Below are 17,200 nucleotides of genomic sequence, written 5' to 3' on the forward strand. Positions count from 1 at the left end.
TGCCGACCGGCCGCGTGCCAGCATGGGTCCGACGTCAACAGGGAGGGCAGTCATGCCGGTTGAGCGCGCCAGCAGGGACGTACCGTACGCCGAGAGGGACGTGCCCGAACCCGGCCGGGCACGGTGGGACCCGCCCGCAGGCGCGACCGGGCCCCGCCGCTCCGCCCGCGCGACCGGCGGGCGGGCGTGGTGAGCGCCCGGCGGCGCGCGGAGGTCCTCGACGAGACGGGCAGCCCGGGGCCCCGGCGGTTCTCCGGTCCCGCGACCGGGGACGAGCGGAGCATGCTCGCCGGGTTCCTGGCCGACCAGCGCGCGACGCTCGTGCTGAGGTGCGCGGGCCTGGAAGGGGCGCGGGAGGGCGAGCTGGCCCGGCGGTCTGTCGAGCCGTCCACGCTCTCGCTGCTCGGCCTGGTCCGGCACCTCACCGACGTCGAACGCCGCTGGTTCCGGAAGGTGCTCGCCGGGCAGGACGACGCCGGTCCGCTCTGGTCCTCGGCGGAGGACCCGGACGGGGACTTCGACGGCGCGGCGCCCGACGCGGCCTCCGTCGCCGCGGCCTGGGAGGCGTGGCGGGAGGCGGTCGACTTCGCCGAGCGCTTCGCGGCAGGGGCGCCGGACCTGGAGGTGTCGGGTCACGACGACTGGCGCGGCACGGTCTCGCTGCGCTGGGTCCTGGTCCACATGATCGAGGAGTACGCCCGTCACAACGGCCACGCGGACCTCCTCCGGGAACGCATCGACGGCACCAGGGGCATCTGAGCCACCGCCTCCGGGCGCCCTGCCCCTTCGCCCTCCGGCGCCGTCAGTCCCCCGCCCCCTCCGCCCAGCGGGCGAGCCTCTCGTAGTCCGCCGCGGTGAGTCCGCGGCGGGGGTCCACCCGGTGGAGCAGCGCCCGCCCGGGGTGGTGGGCGGCGACCCAGTCGTGGTCGACCGCGCCGATCTCGTCGTCCACCCAGGCGAACGGCCGCCCTCCGGCCCACGCCAGGAGCGCCGGCGTCTTCCAGTGCAGCCCCACCACGGCCCCGGAGCCGATCCCCACGGACCCTGCCCCCGTAGCCACGGACCCGGCCCCGGTCCCCGCAGACCCCGCCCCCGTAGCCACGGACCCGGCCCCGGTCCCCGTACCCGCCGACCCCGCCCCGGCGCCCTCCGGACCGGGCTCCTCGTCCGGCCACCCCACCCACGGCAGTGGGGGCAGGCCGAGGCGCGGGGCGATCCAGGCGTTCGCGTCGTCCTCCCAGGTCGTCGCCCACACCAGTTCGTACGGCAGTGCCGCGAGCCGCGGCCCCTGGGCGGGGTCCAGCCGTGCGAGGAGCGGGCTCACGGACGCGGGCGGCGCGGGCGGGTACGTCGGGTAGGCGCCACCGCTCGCCCCGAAGGGGATCAGCGGTCCGTCGACGTCCAGGAAGAGGAGCGGGATGGTCATGGCCCCATCGTGGCCGCACCCGGCCCCCACTCGTCCACTTCGCGATAATCCGCGACGGATCGATCCTCGTTACCCTGGGGGCCATGACAGCCATGGCGCCCACCCGCACCGAGCCCGACCTCTCCTACCTCCTCGACCACACCAGTCATGTCCTGCGGACCCGGATGGCCGCCGAGCTCGGCGCGATCGGGCTCACCGCGCGGATGCACTGCGTCCTCGTCCACGCCCTGGAGGAGGAGCGCACGCAGGCGCAGCTCGCGGAGATCGGCGACATGGACAAGACCACCATGGTGGTCACCGTCGACGCCCTGGAGAAGGCCGGGCTCGCCGAGCGCCGCCCGTCGAGCACCGACCGGCGGGCGCGGATCATCGCCGTGACCGAGGAGGGGGCGAAGGTCGCCGGGGAGAGCCAGAAGATCGTCGACGGCGTGCACGAGAGCGCCCTCGCCTCCCTTCCCGAGGACGAGCGCACGGTCCTCCTGCGCGCCCTGAACCGCCTGGCCACCGGCCATCTGGAAACCCCGGCCGAGGGCCCGCGCCCGGCCCGCCGGGCCCGGCAGCGCGGCTGACCCGGACCTGCGAGACCGCCTGACCCGAGCCCGGCATCGCGGCCGACCCGGGCCCGGGAAGCCCGGCCAACCCGGACCCGGCAGCACTGCCGACCCGAGCCCGGGAAGCCCGCCCGACCCGAGCCCCGCGGCACCGCCACCCCCGGCCCGGCGCGCCCGGCGGACCGCGCCCTCAAAGCGGTTCCGTAAAAAATAGTCTGCAACAAAACCTTCTGCTAATGTCACTCCTGTCGGCCTCCCCGGACCAGGAGTGACCCCCATGCCCAGATCCACCCGCCCCACCCGCGCCACCGCCCCCTCCCCGCAGCTCGCCCTCGGCGTCCTCGCCACCGGCATGCTGATGACGATCCTCGACGGCAGCATCGTCACCGTCGCGATGCCCGCCATCCAGAGCGACCTCGGGTTCACCCCCGTCGGCCTCAGCTGGGTCGTGAACGCCTACCTCATCGCCTTCGGCTCGCTCCTCCTCCTCTCCGGCCGCCTGGGCGACCTGATCGGCCGCAAGCGGATGTTCCTCGCGGGAACCGGCCTCTTCACCGCCGCCTCGCTCCTCGCCGGGGTCGCCGCCTCGCCCGGCGTCCTCATCGCCGCCCGCTTCCTCCAGGGCGTCGGCAGCGCGATGTCCTCCGCCGTCGGGCTCGGCATCCTCGTCACGCTCTTCACCGTGCCCCGCGAACGCTCGCGCGCCATCGCCGTGTTCAGCTTCACGGGCGCCGCCGGCGCCTCGCTCGGCCAGGTCCTCGGCGGTGTCCTCACCGACGCCCTCACCTGGAACTGGATCTTCTTCATCAACCTGCCGATCGGCGCCGCCACCCTCCTCGTGGCCCTCCGCGCCCTCCCCTCCGACCGCGGTCTCGGTCTCCGGGCCGGCGCCGACGTCATCGGCGCGTTCCTGGTCACCGCCGGTCTCATGACCGGGATCTACGCGGTCGTCAAGATCGAGGAGTACGGGGCCGGTTCGGCGCACACCCTCGGCCTCGGGGCCCTCGCGCTCGCCCTCCTCGCCGGCTTCCTCGTCCGCCAGGCGAAGACCGCGAACCCGCTCATGCCCCTGCGGATCCTCCGCTCGCGCAGCGTCGCCGGCGCCAACGCCGTCCAGATGCTGATGGTCGCCGCGCTCTTCTCCTTCCAGATCCTCGTCGCCCTCTACCTGCAGAAGGTCCTCGGCTACGGAGCCGCCGAGACCGGCCTCGCGATGCTGCCCGCCGCCGCCGTCATCGGCGCCGTCTCGCTCGGCGTCTCGGCCCGTCTCATCGCCCGCTTCGGCGAGCGGAACGTCCTGATCGCCGGGCTCCTCCTGCTCGTCGGCGTCCTCGGCCTGCTGACCCGCGTCCCCGTCCACGCCTCGTACGTCACCGACCTGCTCCCCGTGATGCTGCTGGCCGCCGGGTTCGGCCTGGCGCTTCCCGCCCTCACCTCGCTGGCCATGTCGGGCGCCGAGGAGAAGGACGCGGGCCTGGCCTCCGGCCTCTTCAACACCACCCAGCAGATCGGCATGGCGCTCGGCGTCGCGGTCCTCTCCACGCTCGCCGCCGCCCGCACCGAGACCCTCACCGCGGCCGGACGGCCGGCCGCCGAGGCGCTGACCGGCGGCTACCACCTGGCCTTCGCCGTCGGCGCCGGTCTCCTCCTCGTCGCCCTGGCCATCGCCGTCACCGTCCTGCGCCGCTCCACCGCCCACCGGCCGGAGGCACAGGAGCTCGCCCACCGGCCGGAGGCACAGGAGCTGCCGGAGCCCGCGAAGGCCCCGGCGACAATGACCCCATGAGAGCCGACCGACTCGTCGCCGCACTGCTCTACCTCCAGACCAGGCAACGGGTCACCGCCGCCGGACTCGCCGCCGAACTGGGCGTGTCCGAGCGCACCGCACGCCGGGATCTCGAAGCGCTCGCGAGCGCCGGGATCCCGGTGTTCTCGCAGGCGGGCCAGGGCGGCGGCTGGTCCCTCGTCGGCGGCGCCCGTACCGACCTGACCGGCTTGACCGCCCCGGAGATCCGCGGCCTCTTCCTCCTGGCCGGCCCCGACTCCGATGCGAGCCCGCAGACCAGGACCACCCTGCGGAAGCTCGTACGGGCCCTGCCCCCGCCCCTCCGGGAAGGCGCCGAGGCCGCGGCCCGCGCCGGGGTCTCCGACGGCGCCGATTGGGCCGGGACGGAGACGGAGGAGGCCCTGCTCGCTCCGCTCCAGCGGGCGGTGGTCGAGGCCAGGGAGGTCAGGATCGGGTACGCGCGGCCCGGCCGGGAGCCCCGCGAGCGGACCGTCAGCCCGCTGGGGATCGCCGTGAAGTCCGGGGTGCGCTACCTCGTCGCGGAGACGGAGCACGGCCTGCGGACCTTCCGGATCGGCCGGGTCGCCTCCGTGACCGAGACCGGCGCCCCCGCCGTACGGCCCGAGGGCTTCGACCTGCCCACCGCGTGGCGGGCGCTCGCCGCCCGGATGGAGGACCGGATGGTCGCGGCGACGGTACGCGGCCGGGCCGCACCCGGCACCGAGGCGGTCCTGGAGCGCCTGCTCGGAGGGCGGGTACGGTACGGGGAACGCGCCCCGGACGGCTGGACGGCGATCGAGGCCGACGGCCCCTCCCCCGAGGTGATCGCCGCCCGACTGGCCGGCCTCGGCGCCCGCGTGGAGCTCCTCGACCCGCCCGAGGCCCGGGCCGCCCTCGCCCGCGTCGGCGCCGAACTCACCGCGCTGTACGGGGAGACCGCCGGGAGGTAGCCCCCGCGCCCTTCCGCCGGTGCGTCACTCCGGCCCCGGCGCCAGCCACTCCGGCAGCTCCTCCGTGTGCACCAGGGTCAGCCGGGACACCGCCCGGGTGAGCGCCACGTACAGCCGGTTCGGCCCCCGTGCCCCGGCCGCCACGATCGCGGCCGGTTCGACCACGACGACATGGTCGAACTCCAGGCCCTTCGCGACCGTCGCGGGCAGGACGGTCACCCGCTCCTCCGCCTCCGCCCCCTGGCCGCGCAACGCCTCCTCCACCCGGCCGGCCAGCCCGTCGGCCGTGATCACCCCCACCGAGCCCTCCCTCGCGAGCGCCCCGCGCACGGCCTCGCGGGTCACGGCGAGGAGGTCCGCCGCCCGGTGGACCGACACCTCGCCGTCCGTCCGGACCGAACGGCCCGCCGGCACGTCCACGCCCAGGTGCGGCAGGGTCCGGTTGGCGAGGTCCACGAGGGCCGCCGGGACCCGGTAGCCCAGGGTGAGCGGCACCACGGGCGCCCCCGCCTTGCCCAGGTGGGCCAGTTGCTCGTGCCAGTCGCGGGCCGCCCACGGGGTGGTGCCCTGGGCCAGGTCCCCGAGGACGGTGAGCGAGCCGAAGGCGGTGCGCCGGGCGATCGCCCGGCACTCCATGGGCGAGAGGTCCTGGGCCTCGTCGACGACGACGTGACCGTAGCCCAGGGGGCGTTCGAGCAGGCCCGCGAGCTCGTCGAGGAGGACGAGGTCGGCGGCGGTCCAGCGCGCCGAGCGGAACGAACGCGGCGGCCGGTCCCACCGGATCGCCGCCCGCTCGGCCTCCGTCAGGGCGGGGTCGGTGGGCTCCGTGAGGAACTCCGCGAGCACCTCCTCCGGACTCGTCCTCGGCCAGCAGGCGTCGAGGAACGCGGTCACCGCCCGCGCCCGCTCGACGCGCCGCGCCCAGGCCGCGCCCACGGGCCCCCGCCGGCGTTCGGCGCGGAGCCGGAGGGCCCGGACGACCCGGGCGCGGACCCGCTCGCGGCCCGTCGCGTACGGCGGCGCCTCCTCCCGTACGGCCGCGACGACGGCGGCGAGTTCGGCGGCGGGCAGCCGCCAGTGGTACGAGCCGTCGGGGACGGCGAGGTCGGCGGCGGGGGCCGGGTCGACCCTGCCGTACAGGGCCCGGTGCAGCACCTCGGCCATCCGGGGGTCGTGCTTGACCCGGGCCGCCGGGCCGTCGTCCTCGGCCCGGACCGGGTGGCGGGCGATCTCCTCGTCGAGGGTGGCCTGGCGGACCCCGGTCTCGCCCAGCGACGGCAGCACCTCGGCGATGTACGAGAGGAACGCGCGGTGGGGGCCGAGGACGAGCAGGCCGGAACGGCGGATCCGCTGCGGATGGCTGTAGAGGAGGTACGCGGCCCGGTGCAGGCCCACCGCGGTCTTGCCGGTGCCGGGCGCGCCCTGCACGCAGAGGGAGGCGGCGGGGTCGGAGCGTACGAGGTCGTCCTGTTCGGGCTGGATGGTGGCGGCGATGTCCCGCATGGGGCCGACCCGGGGGCGCTCGATCTCCCCGGTGAGGAGGGCGCCGGCCGTCGCCGCCCCGCCGGCCGTGAGCTGTTCGTCCTCCAGGGCGGTGAGGTCCTCCGAGGCGCCCCTGCTGTACGGGGCCCAGCCGAAGCGGCGGCGGCGCAGGACGCCCTGCGGGTCATGGGCGCCGGCCTGGTAGTAGGCGCGGGAGACGGGGGCGCGCCAGTCGACGACGAGCGGTGGGGCGGCGGGGTCCTCGGCGATCCGGCGGCGGCCGATGTGGTGGGTCTGGCCGTCCTCCCGGTCGAGCCGCCCGAAGAAGAGCGGCCCGGGCGGCTGTTCCCGCATCTCCTTGGCGCGGCTGCGCAGGTGCCGGCCGAGCGCCTCCGCGTCGGCACCGGACGCGGCGGTGTCCTCGCCGGTGCCGACCTGCTCGGCGGCGTCCTCCGTCATCCGGGTCAGGGCGGCGCGGCAGGCGTCGTGGTGGGAGCGTTCGCGGGCGAGCTCAAGGTCCAGTGACGTCATTCCGAGAAGCTTAATGGAAAACGTTACTGGGTTACATTTTTTACTTGTCTACAGAACCTGCCCTCGAAGGAGCGCGGGGAACCGGCGAGGAGGAATCAGTACGGGAGCCCGTCCCGCAGCAGCCGGAAGGCCAGCCCGGCCTGGGCCACCGCGTCCGCCTCCACCGCGTCCGCCGTCTCCCCGCCCGCGATCCGGGCCGCGTTCTCCTCCGCGAGGACCCGGAGCACCGTCACGATCTGCCCGGCGGCGAGCCGCGCCTCCGGCCCGGCGCCGGCCGCCGGCCCCGCCGCGTCACCCGCGAGGGCGGCCGCGAGCGCCGCCTCCGCCCGCACCCGGTAGGCGTGCAGCCGACCGACCAGGGCCGGTGTGCCGTACAGGAGCCGGAGGTACGCGAGGACCGACGGGTGGTCACTGAGACCGGTGACCGGGTCGCGGCGGGCGAGCCCGTCGAGCAGGTGCGCGTACAGCGCGTCGAGCGGCGCCGTACCCGCCCCGCGCCCTTCGGTCACCACCCGGGCCGACTCGTCCTCGTGATCGGCGAACCGGTGGAGGACGAGGTCCTCCTTGGCGGGGAAGTACCGGAAGAGGGTCGGCTTCGAGACCTCGGCGGCGGCGGCCACCTCCGCGACCGAGACGCCGTCGAAGCCCCGCTCCAGGAAGAGCGCGACGGCCGCGTCCGACAGGGCCTGCCGGGTGCGCGCCTTCTTCCGCTCACGCAGCCCGGGAACGGGAGCACCCGGAACGGGAGCAACGGGAGCGGGAGGGCCGGGAACAGGAGCGCCGGGAACGGGAGCGGCGGAGTCGGGGGCGGCGGAGCCGCTGTCCCGGGTCATGAGGAACGCCCTTCCACCAGCACCGCGACTCCGTCCAGGATCCGGTCGAGACCGAAGCGGAACTCGACCTCGGGGTCGTCCGCGACGTCCAGCACCCCCGACTCCAGCAGCCGTGCCACCGCCGGATACCTCCCCGGGTCCGCGAGCCGCCGCAGGGTGTGGCCGTAGCGGGCCAGGACCTCGCCCGCGTCCGTACCGCCGGCCGCGATCGTGACGGCGAGATCGGCCGTGACCAAGGCCTCGTTCTTCACGAAGCCACCGACCAGCAGGGTCACCGAGATCTTGGTGCCCTCGTCGAGACCGGCGCCCTCCAGGGCGACGAGGGCCTTCTCCCACCAGGCGACCATGTGCGGGGTGGCGGGCGGCCCTGAGACCGGGAGCCGCAGCATCCAGAGGTTGCGGTGGTAGACCTCGCGCAGCGCCCAGGCCCAGGCCTCGATCGCCTCGCGCCAGCCGGTGCCGGGCGGGAAGAGCTCGGGCGGGGCGCCCGTGGCGGCCTCCTGCATGAGGACGTACAGCTCGCTCTTGGCGGAGACGTACCGGTAGAGCGACATCGGCGAGGAGCCGAGCTCCTTGGCGACCCGGCCCATGGAGACGGCTTCGAGCCCCTCGGCGGAGGCGAGGGAGACCGCCGCCCCGACGATCCGGTCCAGCGTCAGGCCCGGCTTGGGCCCCTTCGAGGGGCGCTCCCGCAGCCCCCACGCCGCCTCGATGCTCGGCGGCAGGAAGGTCCCGCCGCCGTCCGCGCTCCCGTCGCGAGCCCCGCCCCCGCTGCCGTCCGCGCCGTTCCCGCCGTCGTCGCCCGCCATGACCCGCCGCCTCCGCACCTCACCCGCTGTCCACGCTTGACGCCCATCCTAGTAATGCGTAACCCTTACACAGTAACGCGTATGCAATACGCAGTACTGATCCCGCCATGACCTCCACCGGCCCAGGGAGTACGCCCATGTCACCTCCGGCAGTCGAAGCCACCGGCCTGACCAAGACCTACGGGGGCGTCCGCGTCCTCGACGCGCTCGACCTCCACGTCGCACCCGGCACCGTCTTCGCCCTCCTCGGCCCCAACGGCGCCGGGAAGACCACCACCGTCCGCATCCTCGCCACCCTCACCACGCCCGACGCCGGCCACGCGCGCGTGGCCGGGCACGACGTCGTCACCGCGCGCTCCCGGGTCCGCCGCGCGATCAGCCTCACCGGACAGTTCGCCGCCGTCGACGAGAACCAGACCGGTGCCGAGAACCTGTGGACGGTGGCCCGGCTCTCCGGCCTCTCCCGCCCGGCGGCCGCCCGCCGCGCCGCCGAACTCCTCGAACGGTTCGGCCTCACCGAGGCCGGCGGCCGTCCGACGAGGACGTACTCGGGCGGCATGCGCCGCCGCCTCGACCTCGCCGCCGGCCTCGTCCGCGATCCCGGCGCGACCCGGGTGATGTTCCTCGACGAACCGACCACCGGGCTCGACCCGCGCAGCCGCCAGGAGCTGTGGGAGGTGGTCCGCGAACTCTCCGCCGAGGGCACGACGGTCTTCCTGACCACCCAGTACCTGGAGGAGGCCGACCGGCTCGCCGACCGCATCGCGGTCCTCGGCAGGGGCCGCGCCCTCGCCGAAGGCACCCCCACCGAGCTCAAGGCCCGGTACGCCGCCCACCGGCTCGACGTCGTCGCGCACGACCCGGAGAGCTATCTGCGCCTCACCGCCGAGGCCGGCGCCATGGCCCGGACGGCCGCCACGGACCCCGGCGTGACCCACGACCCCGAGACCCGCACGCTCGGCGTCCCCACCGACGGCAGCGCCGCCCACGTCCGCGCGCTGCTCGACGCGCTCGACCCCCGGCACCGGGACATCGCCCGCTTCACCCTGCACACGGCCACGCTCGACGACGTCTTCCTGACCCTCACCGCCGACCAGGAGCCCAGCCATGTCTGACAGCCTCACGGCCGACGCCTCCGGCAGCGCCACGAGCAGTCCCGCCGGGAGTGCCGAGGACAGTGCCACGGGCAGTCCCACCGGCGGCGCCACGGGCAGTGCCACCCAAGGCTCCATGAAGAGCCACACCACCGGCCTCACCACCGGGTTCACCGCCGCGATCACCCTCGCCGAGCGCGGCATCCGGCTCAGCCGCCGCAACCTCGACGCGGTCATCACCTCGATGATGATGCCGATCATGCTGATGCTGGTCTTCGTCTACTTCTTCGGCGGAGCCATCGACACCGGCACCCGGTACGTCACGTACGTCGTCCCCGGCGTCCTCGTCCTCTGCGCCGGATTCGGCGCGGCGAGCACCGCCGTCACCGTCAGCGAGGACATGCGGCGCGGGGTCGTCGACCGCTTCCGCACGCTCGACATCGGCGGAACGCCGTTCCTCGCCGGACACGTCGCCGCCACCGTCACCCGCAACGCGCTCTCCACGACCCTCGTCCTCGGCGCGGCCTTCGCCATCGGCTTCCGCCCGACCGCCACACCCGGCGGCTGGCTCGCCGCGATCGGGCTGCTGCTCGCCTGGATCACCGCCGTCTCCTGGCTGTCGGCGGCCCTCGGACTCGTCACCAGGACGGCGGAGGCCGCCGGAGCGATCACCTTCTTCATGATGTTCCTGCCGTACCCGAGCAGCGCGTTCGTGCCGATCGACACCATGCCGAGGTGGCTGCACGGCTTCGCCGAGCACCAGCCGGTGACCCCGCTCATCGAGTCGATGCGCGGCCTGCTGCTGGACCGTCCGGTCGGCGACTCCCCCTGGATCGCCCTGGGTTGGTGCGCCGCGCTGCTGACCCTGGCGCTCGCCGCCTCCCATCTCCTCTTCCGCCTCCGGACCCGCTGACCTCCGTACGGAAACCGGCGCGAAGGTCAGAAGATGTCGGGCGAGAAGGGCCGCAGCGGGGTGCGGAACAGCAGGTCGGCGCGGGCCGCCGCGCCCGCCGTCAGCTCGTCGACGCGCCCGAGCCGGCAGAGCCGTACCGCCGACTCGTCACCGAAGGCGAGGATGCCCAACTCGGCGATGTCGAGGGCAAGATCGGCGGACCCGGTCGTACGGGCACAGGAGACGCCGTCCGGGGAGGCGTCCAGGCGGTAGCGCCCGCCGGCGATCCCGTCGCCGTCCCGCAGTTCGAGCACGAGCCCGTCCGCCACCGGGTACGTCCGGCTCTCCAGGACCCGGACGACGTCCAGGACCCGGACCCACAGCATGTCCACATGGGTCAGCGTCCGCGCGGCGCGCGGGTCCGGCAGCAGCATCGGCAGCGGGTCGTCGGGCGCCCGGTAGCCGGAGCGGACCGTGGTGATCCAGTCGACGGAGCAGAGGTAGAGCCACAGGGCGCGCTCGGCGGCCGGGGTGAAGGCGATCAGGTCCCGCACGGTCGCCGTGTTCACGGGCTGCTTGGCGTCGTCCCACTTGTCGTCGGCCGAGTAGGACACGTACCCCTCGACCTCGCCGGACTCCCCGCGGTACAGCGCGTAGTACGGCTCCCGCCACGGCTCGCTCTGCGCGCCGAGTCCGGTGCCGAGGTCCCAGCCGCGCGCGGTGCGGTCGGTCACCCCGGCGCGGACACCCGCGAGCCGGCGGTGCACCTCGGGGCCGACCTTGCGGATCTCCTCGGCGTCGGTCAGGTCGATCCGGCCGCCCTCCGGGCGTCCCGAGCGGCGCGGGTCGAGCCCGGCGCGGCGCACGTCCACGCTCCACTCGGTGCTCCAGCTCGCCGCGCCGAAGCCGAACCGTCCGTAGATCGGGTACTCGGCGGCGATCAGGGTCGCGATCGCGTCGCCCCGCTCCCTCGCGGCGGCCAGGTCCTCCGACATCATCCGGCTGAGCAGCCCGCGCCTGCGGTGCGTCGGGGAGACGGTGACCTGGGTGATCGCGTCGGCGGTGAGACCGCCGCCGCCGACCGTGCTGACCTCCTGCCGGAACGAGCGGAAGGTGGCGACGATCCGGCCCCGGTCGAAGGCCCCGAGCGTCCGCCCGAGGTCGACGTGGGGCAGCCGGTCGGCGATCTCCTCCTCGGACACGACGGGCGGGCGCAGGAACCCGGTGCGCAGGGCCCGGTTCCAGTCGGGGAACTCGGACTCCGTCACCGCGCGTACGTCGACAGTCATCCCTCGACCCTACGCACGGCCCCCACGCACCCGCACACGAGTTTCCGGGGCCCCCGCCCGGGCCCGGAGCCGGTCGACAGGCCCGGTCGCCTCAGCCTCGACCGGCCGGGCGCGGTCTCCTCAGCCTCGACCGGGCTCGGGCCCGGTCTCCTCAGGCCAGCAGGTCGTCGACCTGCGCCTCGCCCTCCCGGTAGCGGCGGGCGATCTCCGCGCTGCAGTCGTCGGCGGTCCGCTGGAGGTGCTGGCGGCGCCGGGAGACCTGCTGCTCGTACCCGGCGAGCCGTCCCATCGCCGTGTGCAGTTCGTCGTCCGTGCGGGCCGTCAGGTCCGACAGCTCGACCTCCGACAGCATCTCGGCCGCGAGCCGCCGGTACTCCTCGCTGCGCGGCGTCGACAGCGTCACGTGCCGGGCCGAGGTGCGGTGGCGCGAGGGCACGTCGGCGAGGATCTCGGAGAGCCGGTCGAGGACCGGGGCCTCCGGGTCGGTCCGCCGCGCCAGTTCGGCCCGGAGGATGTCGATCCGGCCCTGGAGCATCCGCCGGACGTAACTCAGGTCCGCCTCGTCGCTCTGGGCGTCCCGGCGCAGCGCGCGCAGCTCGGGCAGGCGCAGCGCGCCGAGCTCCGGCTGGGTCCGGTCCGGCAGCGCCGGTTCGGCGGTGCGCTGCACGGGTGGGCGGGTGCCCGGGCCTCCGCCCGGTCCACCGCCCCGGGTTCCGGCGCGGATCAGCGGTACGGGGCCGGACGGCGTCGGCCCGGTGCCAGGTGCACTCATGAGAATCGTCCCCTCGACCGGTGCGGAGCCGCACCGCCTGACACGCATGGTGCCACTCCTGCACGGGCACGTGCAGGCGCTCTGCACCCGTTCGGCCCCTCATCCGTCGGACTGGGGGTCTCTCGGTAGGTTGGGGCCCATGCGAGCTGTGGTGCAGAGGGTCGACGGCGCGAGCGTCGTCGTCGCAGGGGAGACCGTCGGTGAGATCACCGGCGAGGGGTTGTGCGTGCTGGTCGGGGTGACCCATGACGACACCCCGGAGAAGGCCGCCCAATTGGCCAGAAAACTCTGGTCCGTCCGGGTACTGGACGACGAGAAGTCATGCTCCGACGTGAACGCGCCGCTGCTCGTGATCTCTCAGTTCACGCTCTACGGCGACGCCCGCAAGGGCCGCCGCCCCACCTGGAACGCGGCGGCGCCGGGCCCGGTCGCCGAACCCCTGGTGGACGAGGTGGTGGCCCGGCTGCGCGAACTGGGCGCCCACGTGGAGACGGGCCGCTTCGGAGCGGACATGCGCGTCTCCCTCACGAACCACGGCCCGTTCACGGTGCTGCTGGAGGTCTGACCCCACGGCCCGCGCTCACGGCGCCGGCGGACGTCCGACGTCACGACCCGCTCAAGGCGCCGCCGGTCGCCGGCGCCCCTTGCTCGTGGTCCGGCCGCGCGGGCGGCCGGACCGTCCGGCGGAGTCCTACGGCTCGACGACGGTCTCCTGCGCCGCCGCCGTCGTACCGGCGATCAGCGGGGCGTCCACCGGGACGTTCCGCTTCACCAGGGCCAGGGCGATCGGGCCGAGTTCGTGGTGGCGGACGGCGCTCGTCACGAACCCGAGCTGGCGGCCCTCCTCCCCGTCGGCCGCGAGCCGCAGCGGGGTGCCGTGCGGGGGCAGCAGGACCTCGCTGCCGTCCAGGTGCAGGAAGACCAGGCGGCGCGGCGGCTTCCCCAGGTTCTGCACCCGGGCGACGGTCTCCTGGCCCCGGTAGCAGCCCTTCTGGAGGTGGACGGCGCTGCCGATGAGGCCGAGCTCGTGCGGGATGGTCCGGTGGTCGGTCTCGAAGCCGAGCCGGGGCCGGTGCCCCTCGACGCGCAGCGCCTCGTACGCCAGCATCCCGGCAACCGGCCCGTGCGAGCCCGCGAAGGACTCCAGGTCGGCCCGGGGCAGGAACAGGTCGCGGCCGTACGGGGTCTCCCGTACGACGGCGCCCTCGGGGACGTCGGCGATGGAGCCGGCCGGGAGGTGGACGACCGCGATGTCGTCCGTGCGGTCGGCGACCTCGACCCGGTAGAAGAACTTCATCGACTCCAGGTACGCGACGAGCTCCTCCCCCGTCCCCGGCTCGACGTGCGCCCACACCGTCTCGCCGTCGTCGACGAGGTACAGGGCGTGCTCGATGTGCCCGTTCGCGGAGAGCACCAGCGCCTCGGTGGCCTGTCCGGGCGCCAGGTCGGTCATGTGCTGGGTGACGAGCAGGTGGAGCCAGCTCAGCCGGTCGTCGCCGGTGACGGCGACGACGCCGCGGTGCGAGAGGTCGACGAAACCGAGTCCGTCGGCGAGGGAACGCTGCTCACGGAACAGGTCGCCGTAGTGCGCGGCGACACCTTCGTCGCGGCCTTCCGCGGCGACGGCACCGGGAAGGGACAGCAGAGGGCTGGTCGTGGAATGTCGCTGCATGGGGAAAGCCTACGACTCGGAGTCCAGGGCCTTCCGGGTGCAGTCCCCGCACCGGCCGAAGATGGCGAAGTGCTTCATGTCCGTCTCGAAGCCGAAGGTCTCGCGGAGCTTCCCGGTGAACTCGCCCGCCACCTCGACGTCCGCCTCGATCACCTCGGAGCAGTCCCGGCAGACCAGGTGCAGATGGTGGTGCCGGTCGGCGAGGTGGTACGTCGGAGCCCCGTGCCCCAGATGCGCGTGGCTCACCAGGCCGAGCTCCTCCAGGAGCTCCAGGGTCCGGTAGACGGTGGAGATGTTCACCCCGGACGCGGTCCTGCGGACCTCGACGAGGATGTCGTCGGGCGTCGCGTGCTCCAGCGCGTCGACGGCCTCCAGGACGAGCTGACGCTGCGGCGTCAGCCGGTAACCGCGCTGCCGCAGGTCGCTTTTCCAGTCGGTGCTCACCACGCCCTCCAGTGTAGGAGGGCGCGGCGCGCAGCCCTAGGGCCGGACGGACCCGGGTCCGTCGGACCCGGGTCCGACGTCCTGGCGTCCTAGCGGAAGAAGGCGATGCCGTCGTCCGGCATGTCGGGCAGGTTGCGGGCCATCTCCGCGACCTCCTCCGGCGTCACGACCTTCTTCAGGTGCGCCGACATGTACGGCCGCAGCGGGACCTCGGGGGTCGCCTTCTCGCCCACCCACATGAGGTCGCTCTTGACGTAGCCGTACAGGCGCTTGCCACCGGAGTACGGGCCCGAGGCCGCGGTGCGGGCGACGGCGTCCGTCGCCAGGTCGATCTGCGGCTTCTGGTCGGCGAGCTCGCCGTACCAGATCTCGACGATGCCCTGGTCGCGGACCATGACGACCTCGACCTTGCGGTTCTTGTCGATGCGCCAGTAGCCGCTCTCGCTCTCCAGCGGACGGACCTTGTTGCCCTCGGCGTCCAGGACCCACGAGTGGGACGTGTACTCGAGGAAGTCCCGGCCGTCGTGGCTGAACGTCACGGACTGGCCGAAGTTGCACTTCTCGGCACCGGGGAAGTCGGAGACACCCGCGCCCTCCCACGTACCGAGCAGGAACGCGAGGGGGACGAGGTCCGGATTGAGGTCGGACGGGATCTCGATCATGAGCAGCTCTGGCGTTCTCTAGAAGTGGTTAGCGCTGGCCCTGGTACAGCTTCTTCACGACCAGTCCGGTGAAGGCGAGCACGCCCACGGCGACCAGGACCAGCAGCGTTTCGAAGAAAATGATCACAGGGTGCTCCTCGACTGAGCGGTGAAGGCGGAACGGGCCGAACCCCAGCTTAGTGGGCGGGGGTCCGGCCCACTCGGTGAGGTGGGTCTCGCGCGCTGCGGTCAGCCGAGCAGCTGCGCCTGGAGCGCGACGGCCTGCTGGAAGGGCACGGCCGCCGCCTCCCCCTTCCGGCTCTGGGCGACGAGCGCGAGCGTGTCGCCCGCCTGGAGGTACGCCCAGCGGGTCTGCTCCGGCCCGTACGGCTTCTCCTCGTCGAAGGCGTACAGGGAGAGGTAGCTCAGCCGGACCTCCTCCACCGAGGTGGCCTGCGTCTCCGCGTCGACCCCGGCCGGGAGCTTGAAGCCGCGCGTGCCCGTGTCCAGGATGTCGTCCTTGAACGCCTCGGCGAACGCGACCGACGAGAACCGCAGCAGGTAGATCCGGGTGGACGTACCGTCCGGCGTCGTCCAGCCGCGGGCGGCGATGTGCCGCAGGGCGGAGTCGGCCAGGGCCTCCTTCACCTCGCCCCGGTCGTCGGCGTCGAAGTGTTCGAGGTAGGTGTCGAGACCGATCCAGCCACCGTCGAGGCGGGGGTCGACCTTCGCGCCCACCGGGGCGGGCAGGACGAGTGCGCGCAGGTCGGCGTGGTGGATCTCGCCCCTGTTGCCGTCGGTGTACGGACGCTGGACCCCCTCGGGCAGCGCCGGCAGGGCGATCTTCGGGTAGGTCCAGCGGCCGTCGGACTCGGTCGCGAGACCGGGCACGTCGGTGCGCTCCATGGACGTGATCCCCAGGGCCGAACCGGCCCCGACCCCGCCGCAGACGAGGACCGCGGCGGTCCAGCGGGCGATCCCCCACAGCAACGGCCGCCGGGACTTCTTCGGCGCGGCGGCGGGCTTGGGCTCGACCTCGGTCCGGGCCTCGGGCCGGGCCTGGGCCTGGGCCTCGGGCACGGGCTGGGCCTGGGCCTCGGGCACGGGCTGGGCCTGGGCCTCGGGCACGGGCTGGGCGTGGGTCTGGGTCTGGGACTGCTCGGTCATACGTACTCCCCCGGGGACTCGATGTGGTCGAGCTGCTTCCTGAGCAGGTCGGCCGTGGCCGCCCGGTCGAACGGCCGGGCACTCGCCGCCGTGACCGCGACCATGACCTCGGAGTCGTAGGCGAGGCAGATCATGCCGTCGAGCCGCTCCTCCCGCTCCTTCTTCTTGAGCGTCTCGTCCTCGGGCACCAGGTAGCAGGCGGCGTTCCGGTGGTCCTTGACCTTGGGTCCCTTCGGGAACTCCAGGGCCTCCAGGACCTCCGTGCGGAGCCGGAAGCTCTCCTTGATCCGCTTCTTGTCCTTCATCCGCGTGATGTGGACGGTGATGACGGCCGCCTCGTCCAGGTCGGCGTAGGTACGGACCGCGACGCCCTGGAGGCCGAGCCGGTCGACGCCCTTCTCGTACGCGCGCCGCTTCTTGCCGGAGAGCCCCTCGCCCTCCCGCTTCATCAGCGCGACGGCGTCCTTCTCGCCGAGCTCGCCGTCGTTCCCGTACAGCTCCTGGTCGGGACCGAGCTCGTAGCCCTCCGGCACGGGCAGCAGCAGCTTGCTCAGCGGCGTCCCCGCCCTGCCGCGCGCGGCGGTCTCGGCCGGGTCCTCGTCGTTCGCGACCGGCTCCGGCGCGGACCACACCTGCGTCGGCGCGGTGCGGTCAGCGGAGGAGACGGTGACGGCGGTGTACGCGACACCGCCGCCCGCCACGCCGAGGACCAGCACGGAGGGCAGCACGATCCCGAGCAGGACGCGGCCCGCGCCGCGCTTGCGACGCGGCGACGGCTCGGCGGTCCCGCCGGCGGGAGCGGCGGTGGCGTCGGCGGCGGGACCGGCGTCCGGTCCGGTGGGTACGGTCACGTCGTTCCGG

The 17,200-nt window shown here is 74.1% G+C and carries 18 protein-coding genes; 7 read left to right on the forward strand and 11 right to left on the reverse strand.

Annotated elements, in window-relative coordinates; genetic code table 11:
• Positions 1 to 186 precede the first annotated feature (186 nt).
• On the forward strand, positions 187 to 759 hold the full coding sequence (locus tag ABT129_RS20830) for a DinB family protein (protein ID WP_502981839.1): 573 nt from the start codon (positions 187 to 189) through the stop codon (positions 757 to 759).
• A 43-nt stretch (positions 760 to 802) separates the two neighbouring features.
• On the opposite strand, the gene ABT129_RS20835 is transcribed toward ABT129_RS20830, so the two are convergent.
• On the reverse strand, positions 803 to 1,426 hold the full coding sequence (locus ABT129_RS20835; protein WP_351903391.1) for a hypothetical protein: 624 nt from the start codon (positions 1,424 to 1,426) through the stop codon (positions 803 to 805).
• 83 nt (positions 1,427 to 1,509) lie between these two features.
• On the opposite strand from ABT129_RS20835, the gene ABT129_RS20840 reads away from it, so the two are divergent.
• From ABT129_RS20840 to ABT129_RS20850, 3 genes are all read left to right on the forward strand, one after another.
• Positions 1,510 to 1,995 (forward strand): MarR family winged helix-turn-helix transcriptional regulator, encoded by a 486-nt coding sequence (locus ABT129_RS20840; RefSeq protein WP_351903394.1) that lies wholly within the window; start codon positions 1,510 to 1,512, stop codon positions 1,993 to 1,995.
• 259 nt (positions 1,996 to 2,254) lie between these two features.
• Positions 2,255 to 3,763 (forward strand): MFS transporter, encoded by a 1,509-nt coding sequence (locus ABT129_RS20845; RefSeq protein ID WP_351903397.1) that lies wholly within the window; start codon positions 2,255 to 2,257, stop codon positions 3,761 to 3,763.
• Positions 3,760 to 4,713 carry a helix-turn-helix transcriptional regulator gene (locus tag ABT129_RS20850; RefSeq protein ID WP_351903400.1) on the forward strand — a complete coding sequence of 318 codons (954 nt, stop codon included), beginning with the start codon at positions 3,760 to 3,762 and terminating at the stop codon, positions 4,711 to 4,713. Before ABT129_RS20845 ends, ABT129_RS20850 begins: the two co-directional genes overlap by 4 nt.
• A gap of 24 nt (positions 4,714 to 4,737) precedes the next feature.
• On the opposite strand, the gene ABT129_RS20855 is transcribed toward ABT129_RS20850, so the two are convergent.
• From ABT129_RS20855 to ABT129_RS20865, 3 genes are all read right to left on the reverse strand, one after another.
• Positions 4,738 to 6,726, reverse strand: coding sequence for a HelD family protein (locus ABT129_RS20855; protein WP_351903403.1), 1,989 nt, complete (start codon positions 6,724 to 6,726; stop codon positions 4,738 to 4,740).
• 95 nt (positions 6,727 to 6,821) lie between these two features.
• Positions 6,822 to 7,559 (reverse strand): TetR/AcrR family transcriptional regulator, encoded by a 738-nt coding sequence (locus ABT129_RS20860; RefSeq protein WP_351903406.1) that lies wholly within the window; start codon positions 7,557 to 7,559, stop codon positions 6,822 to 6,824.
• Entirely contained in the window at positions 7,556 to 8,368 is an 813-nt protein-coding gene (locus tag ABT129_RS20865; RefSeq protein ID WP_351903409.1) for a TetR/AcrR family transcriptional regulator, read from the reverse strand. The genes ABT129_RS20860 and ABT129_RS20865 overlap by 4 nt, the downstream gene beginning before the upstream one ends.
• Positions 8,369 to 8,505: 137 nt before the next feature.
• Between ABT129_RS20865 and ABT129_RS20870 the strand changes: the two genes are divergently transcribed.
• Together ABT129_RS20870 and ABT129_RS20875 are read left to right on the forward strand one after the other, a co-directional pair.
• Positions 8,506 to 9,483: an ABC transporter ATP-binding protein gene (locus ABT129_RS20870; RefSeq protein WP_351903412.1), complete on the forward strand. Its 978-nt coding sequence runs from the start codon at positions 8,506 to 8,508 to the stop codon at positions 9,481 to 9,483.
• 115 nt (positions 9,484 to 9,598) lie between these two features.
• Complete coding sequence (locus tag ABT129_RS20875) at positions 9,599 to 10,375, forward strand: ABC transporter permease (RefSeq protein WP_351903573.1); 777 nt, start codon at positions 9,599 to 9,601, stop codon at positions 10,373 to 10,375.
• 26 nt (positions 10,376 to 10,401) lie between these two features.
• Here the strand turns inward: ABT129_RS20875 and ABT129_RS20880 are convergent, their stop codons facing one another.
• Together ABT129_RS20880 and ABT129_RS20885 are read right to left on the reverse strand one after the other, a co-directional pair.
• Complete coding sequence (locus ABT129_RS20880) at positions 10,402 to 11,643, reverse strand: GNAT family N-acetyltransferase (RefSeq protein ID WP_351903415.1); 1,242 nt, start codon at positions 11,641 to 11,643, stop codon at positions 10,402 to 10,404.
• Positions 11,644 to 11,794: 151 nt separating this feature from the next.
• Positions 11,795 to 12,415 (reverse strand): RsiG family protein, encoded by a 621-nt coding sequence (locus ABT129_RS20885; RefSeq protein ID WP_351903418.1) that lies wholly within the window; start codon positions 12,413 to 12,415, stop codon positions 11,795 to 11,797.
• 139 nt (positions 12,416 to 12,554) lie between these two features.
• On the opposite strand from ABT129_RS20885, the gene dtd reads away from it, so the two are divergent.
• Entirely contained in the window at positions 12,555 to 12,980 is a 426-nt protein-coding gene (gene dtd, locus ABT129_RS20890) for a D-aminoacyl-tRNA deacylase (RefSeq protein WP_030323272.1), read from the forward strand.
• Positions 12,981 to 13,106: 126 nt separating this feature from the next.
• On the opposite strand, the gene ygfZ is transcribed toward dtd, so the two are convergent.
• The 5 genes from ygfZ to ABT129_RS20915 all read right to left on the reverse strand — a co-directional run bounded on the left by ygfZ (position 13,107) and on the right by ABT129_RS20915 (position 17,190).
• Positions 13,107 to 14,087 carry a CAF17-like 4Fe-4S cluster assembly/insertion protein YgfZ gene (ygfZ, locus tag ABT129_RS20895; protein WP_351903421.1) on the reverse strand — a complete coding sequence of 327 codons (981 nt, stop codon included), beginning with the start codon at positions 14,085 to 14,087 and terminating at the stop codon, positions 13,107 to 13,109.
• Positions 14,088 to 14,096: 9 nt separating this feature from the next.
• On the reverse strand, positions 14,097 to 14,534 hold the full coding sequence (locus ABT129_RS20900) for a Fur family transcriptional regulator (protein WP_351903423.1): 438 nt from the start codon (positions 14,532 to 14,534) through the stop codon (positions 14,097 to 14,099).
• Positions 14,535 to 14,620: 86 nt separating this feature from the next.
• Entirely contained in the window at positions 14,621 to 15,193 is a 573-nt protein-coding gene (locus ABT129_RS20905) for a heme-binding beta-barrel domain-containing protein (RefSeq protein ID WP_351903426.1), read from the reverse strand.
• A gap of 228 nt (positions 15,194 to 15,421) precedes the next feature.
• Positions 15,422 to 16,339, reverse strand: a complete 918-nt coding sequence (locus ABT129_RS20910; protein ID WP_351903429.1) for a hypothetical protein — start codon at positions 16,337 to 16,339, stop codon at positions 15,422 to 15,424.
• Positions 16,336 to 17,190, reverse strand: coding sequence for a hypothetical protein (locus tag ABT129_RS20915; protein ID WP_351903431.1), 855 nt, complete (start codon positions 17,188 to 17,190; stop codon positions 16,336 to 16,338). The genes ABT129_RS20910 and ABT129_RS20915 overlap by 4 nt, the downstream gene beginning before the upstream one ends.
• Between the last annotated feature and the right edge of the window lie 10 nt (positions 17,191 to 17,200).

Source organism: Streptomyces sp. NPDC002057, from assembly GCF_040296665.1.
GTDB lineage: Bacteria > Actinomycetota > Actinomycetes > Streptomycetales > Streptomycetaceae > Streptomyces.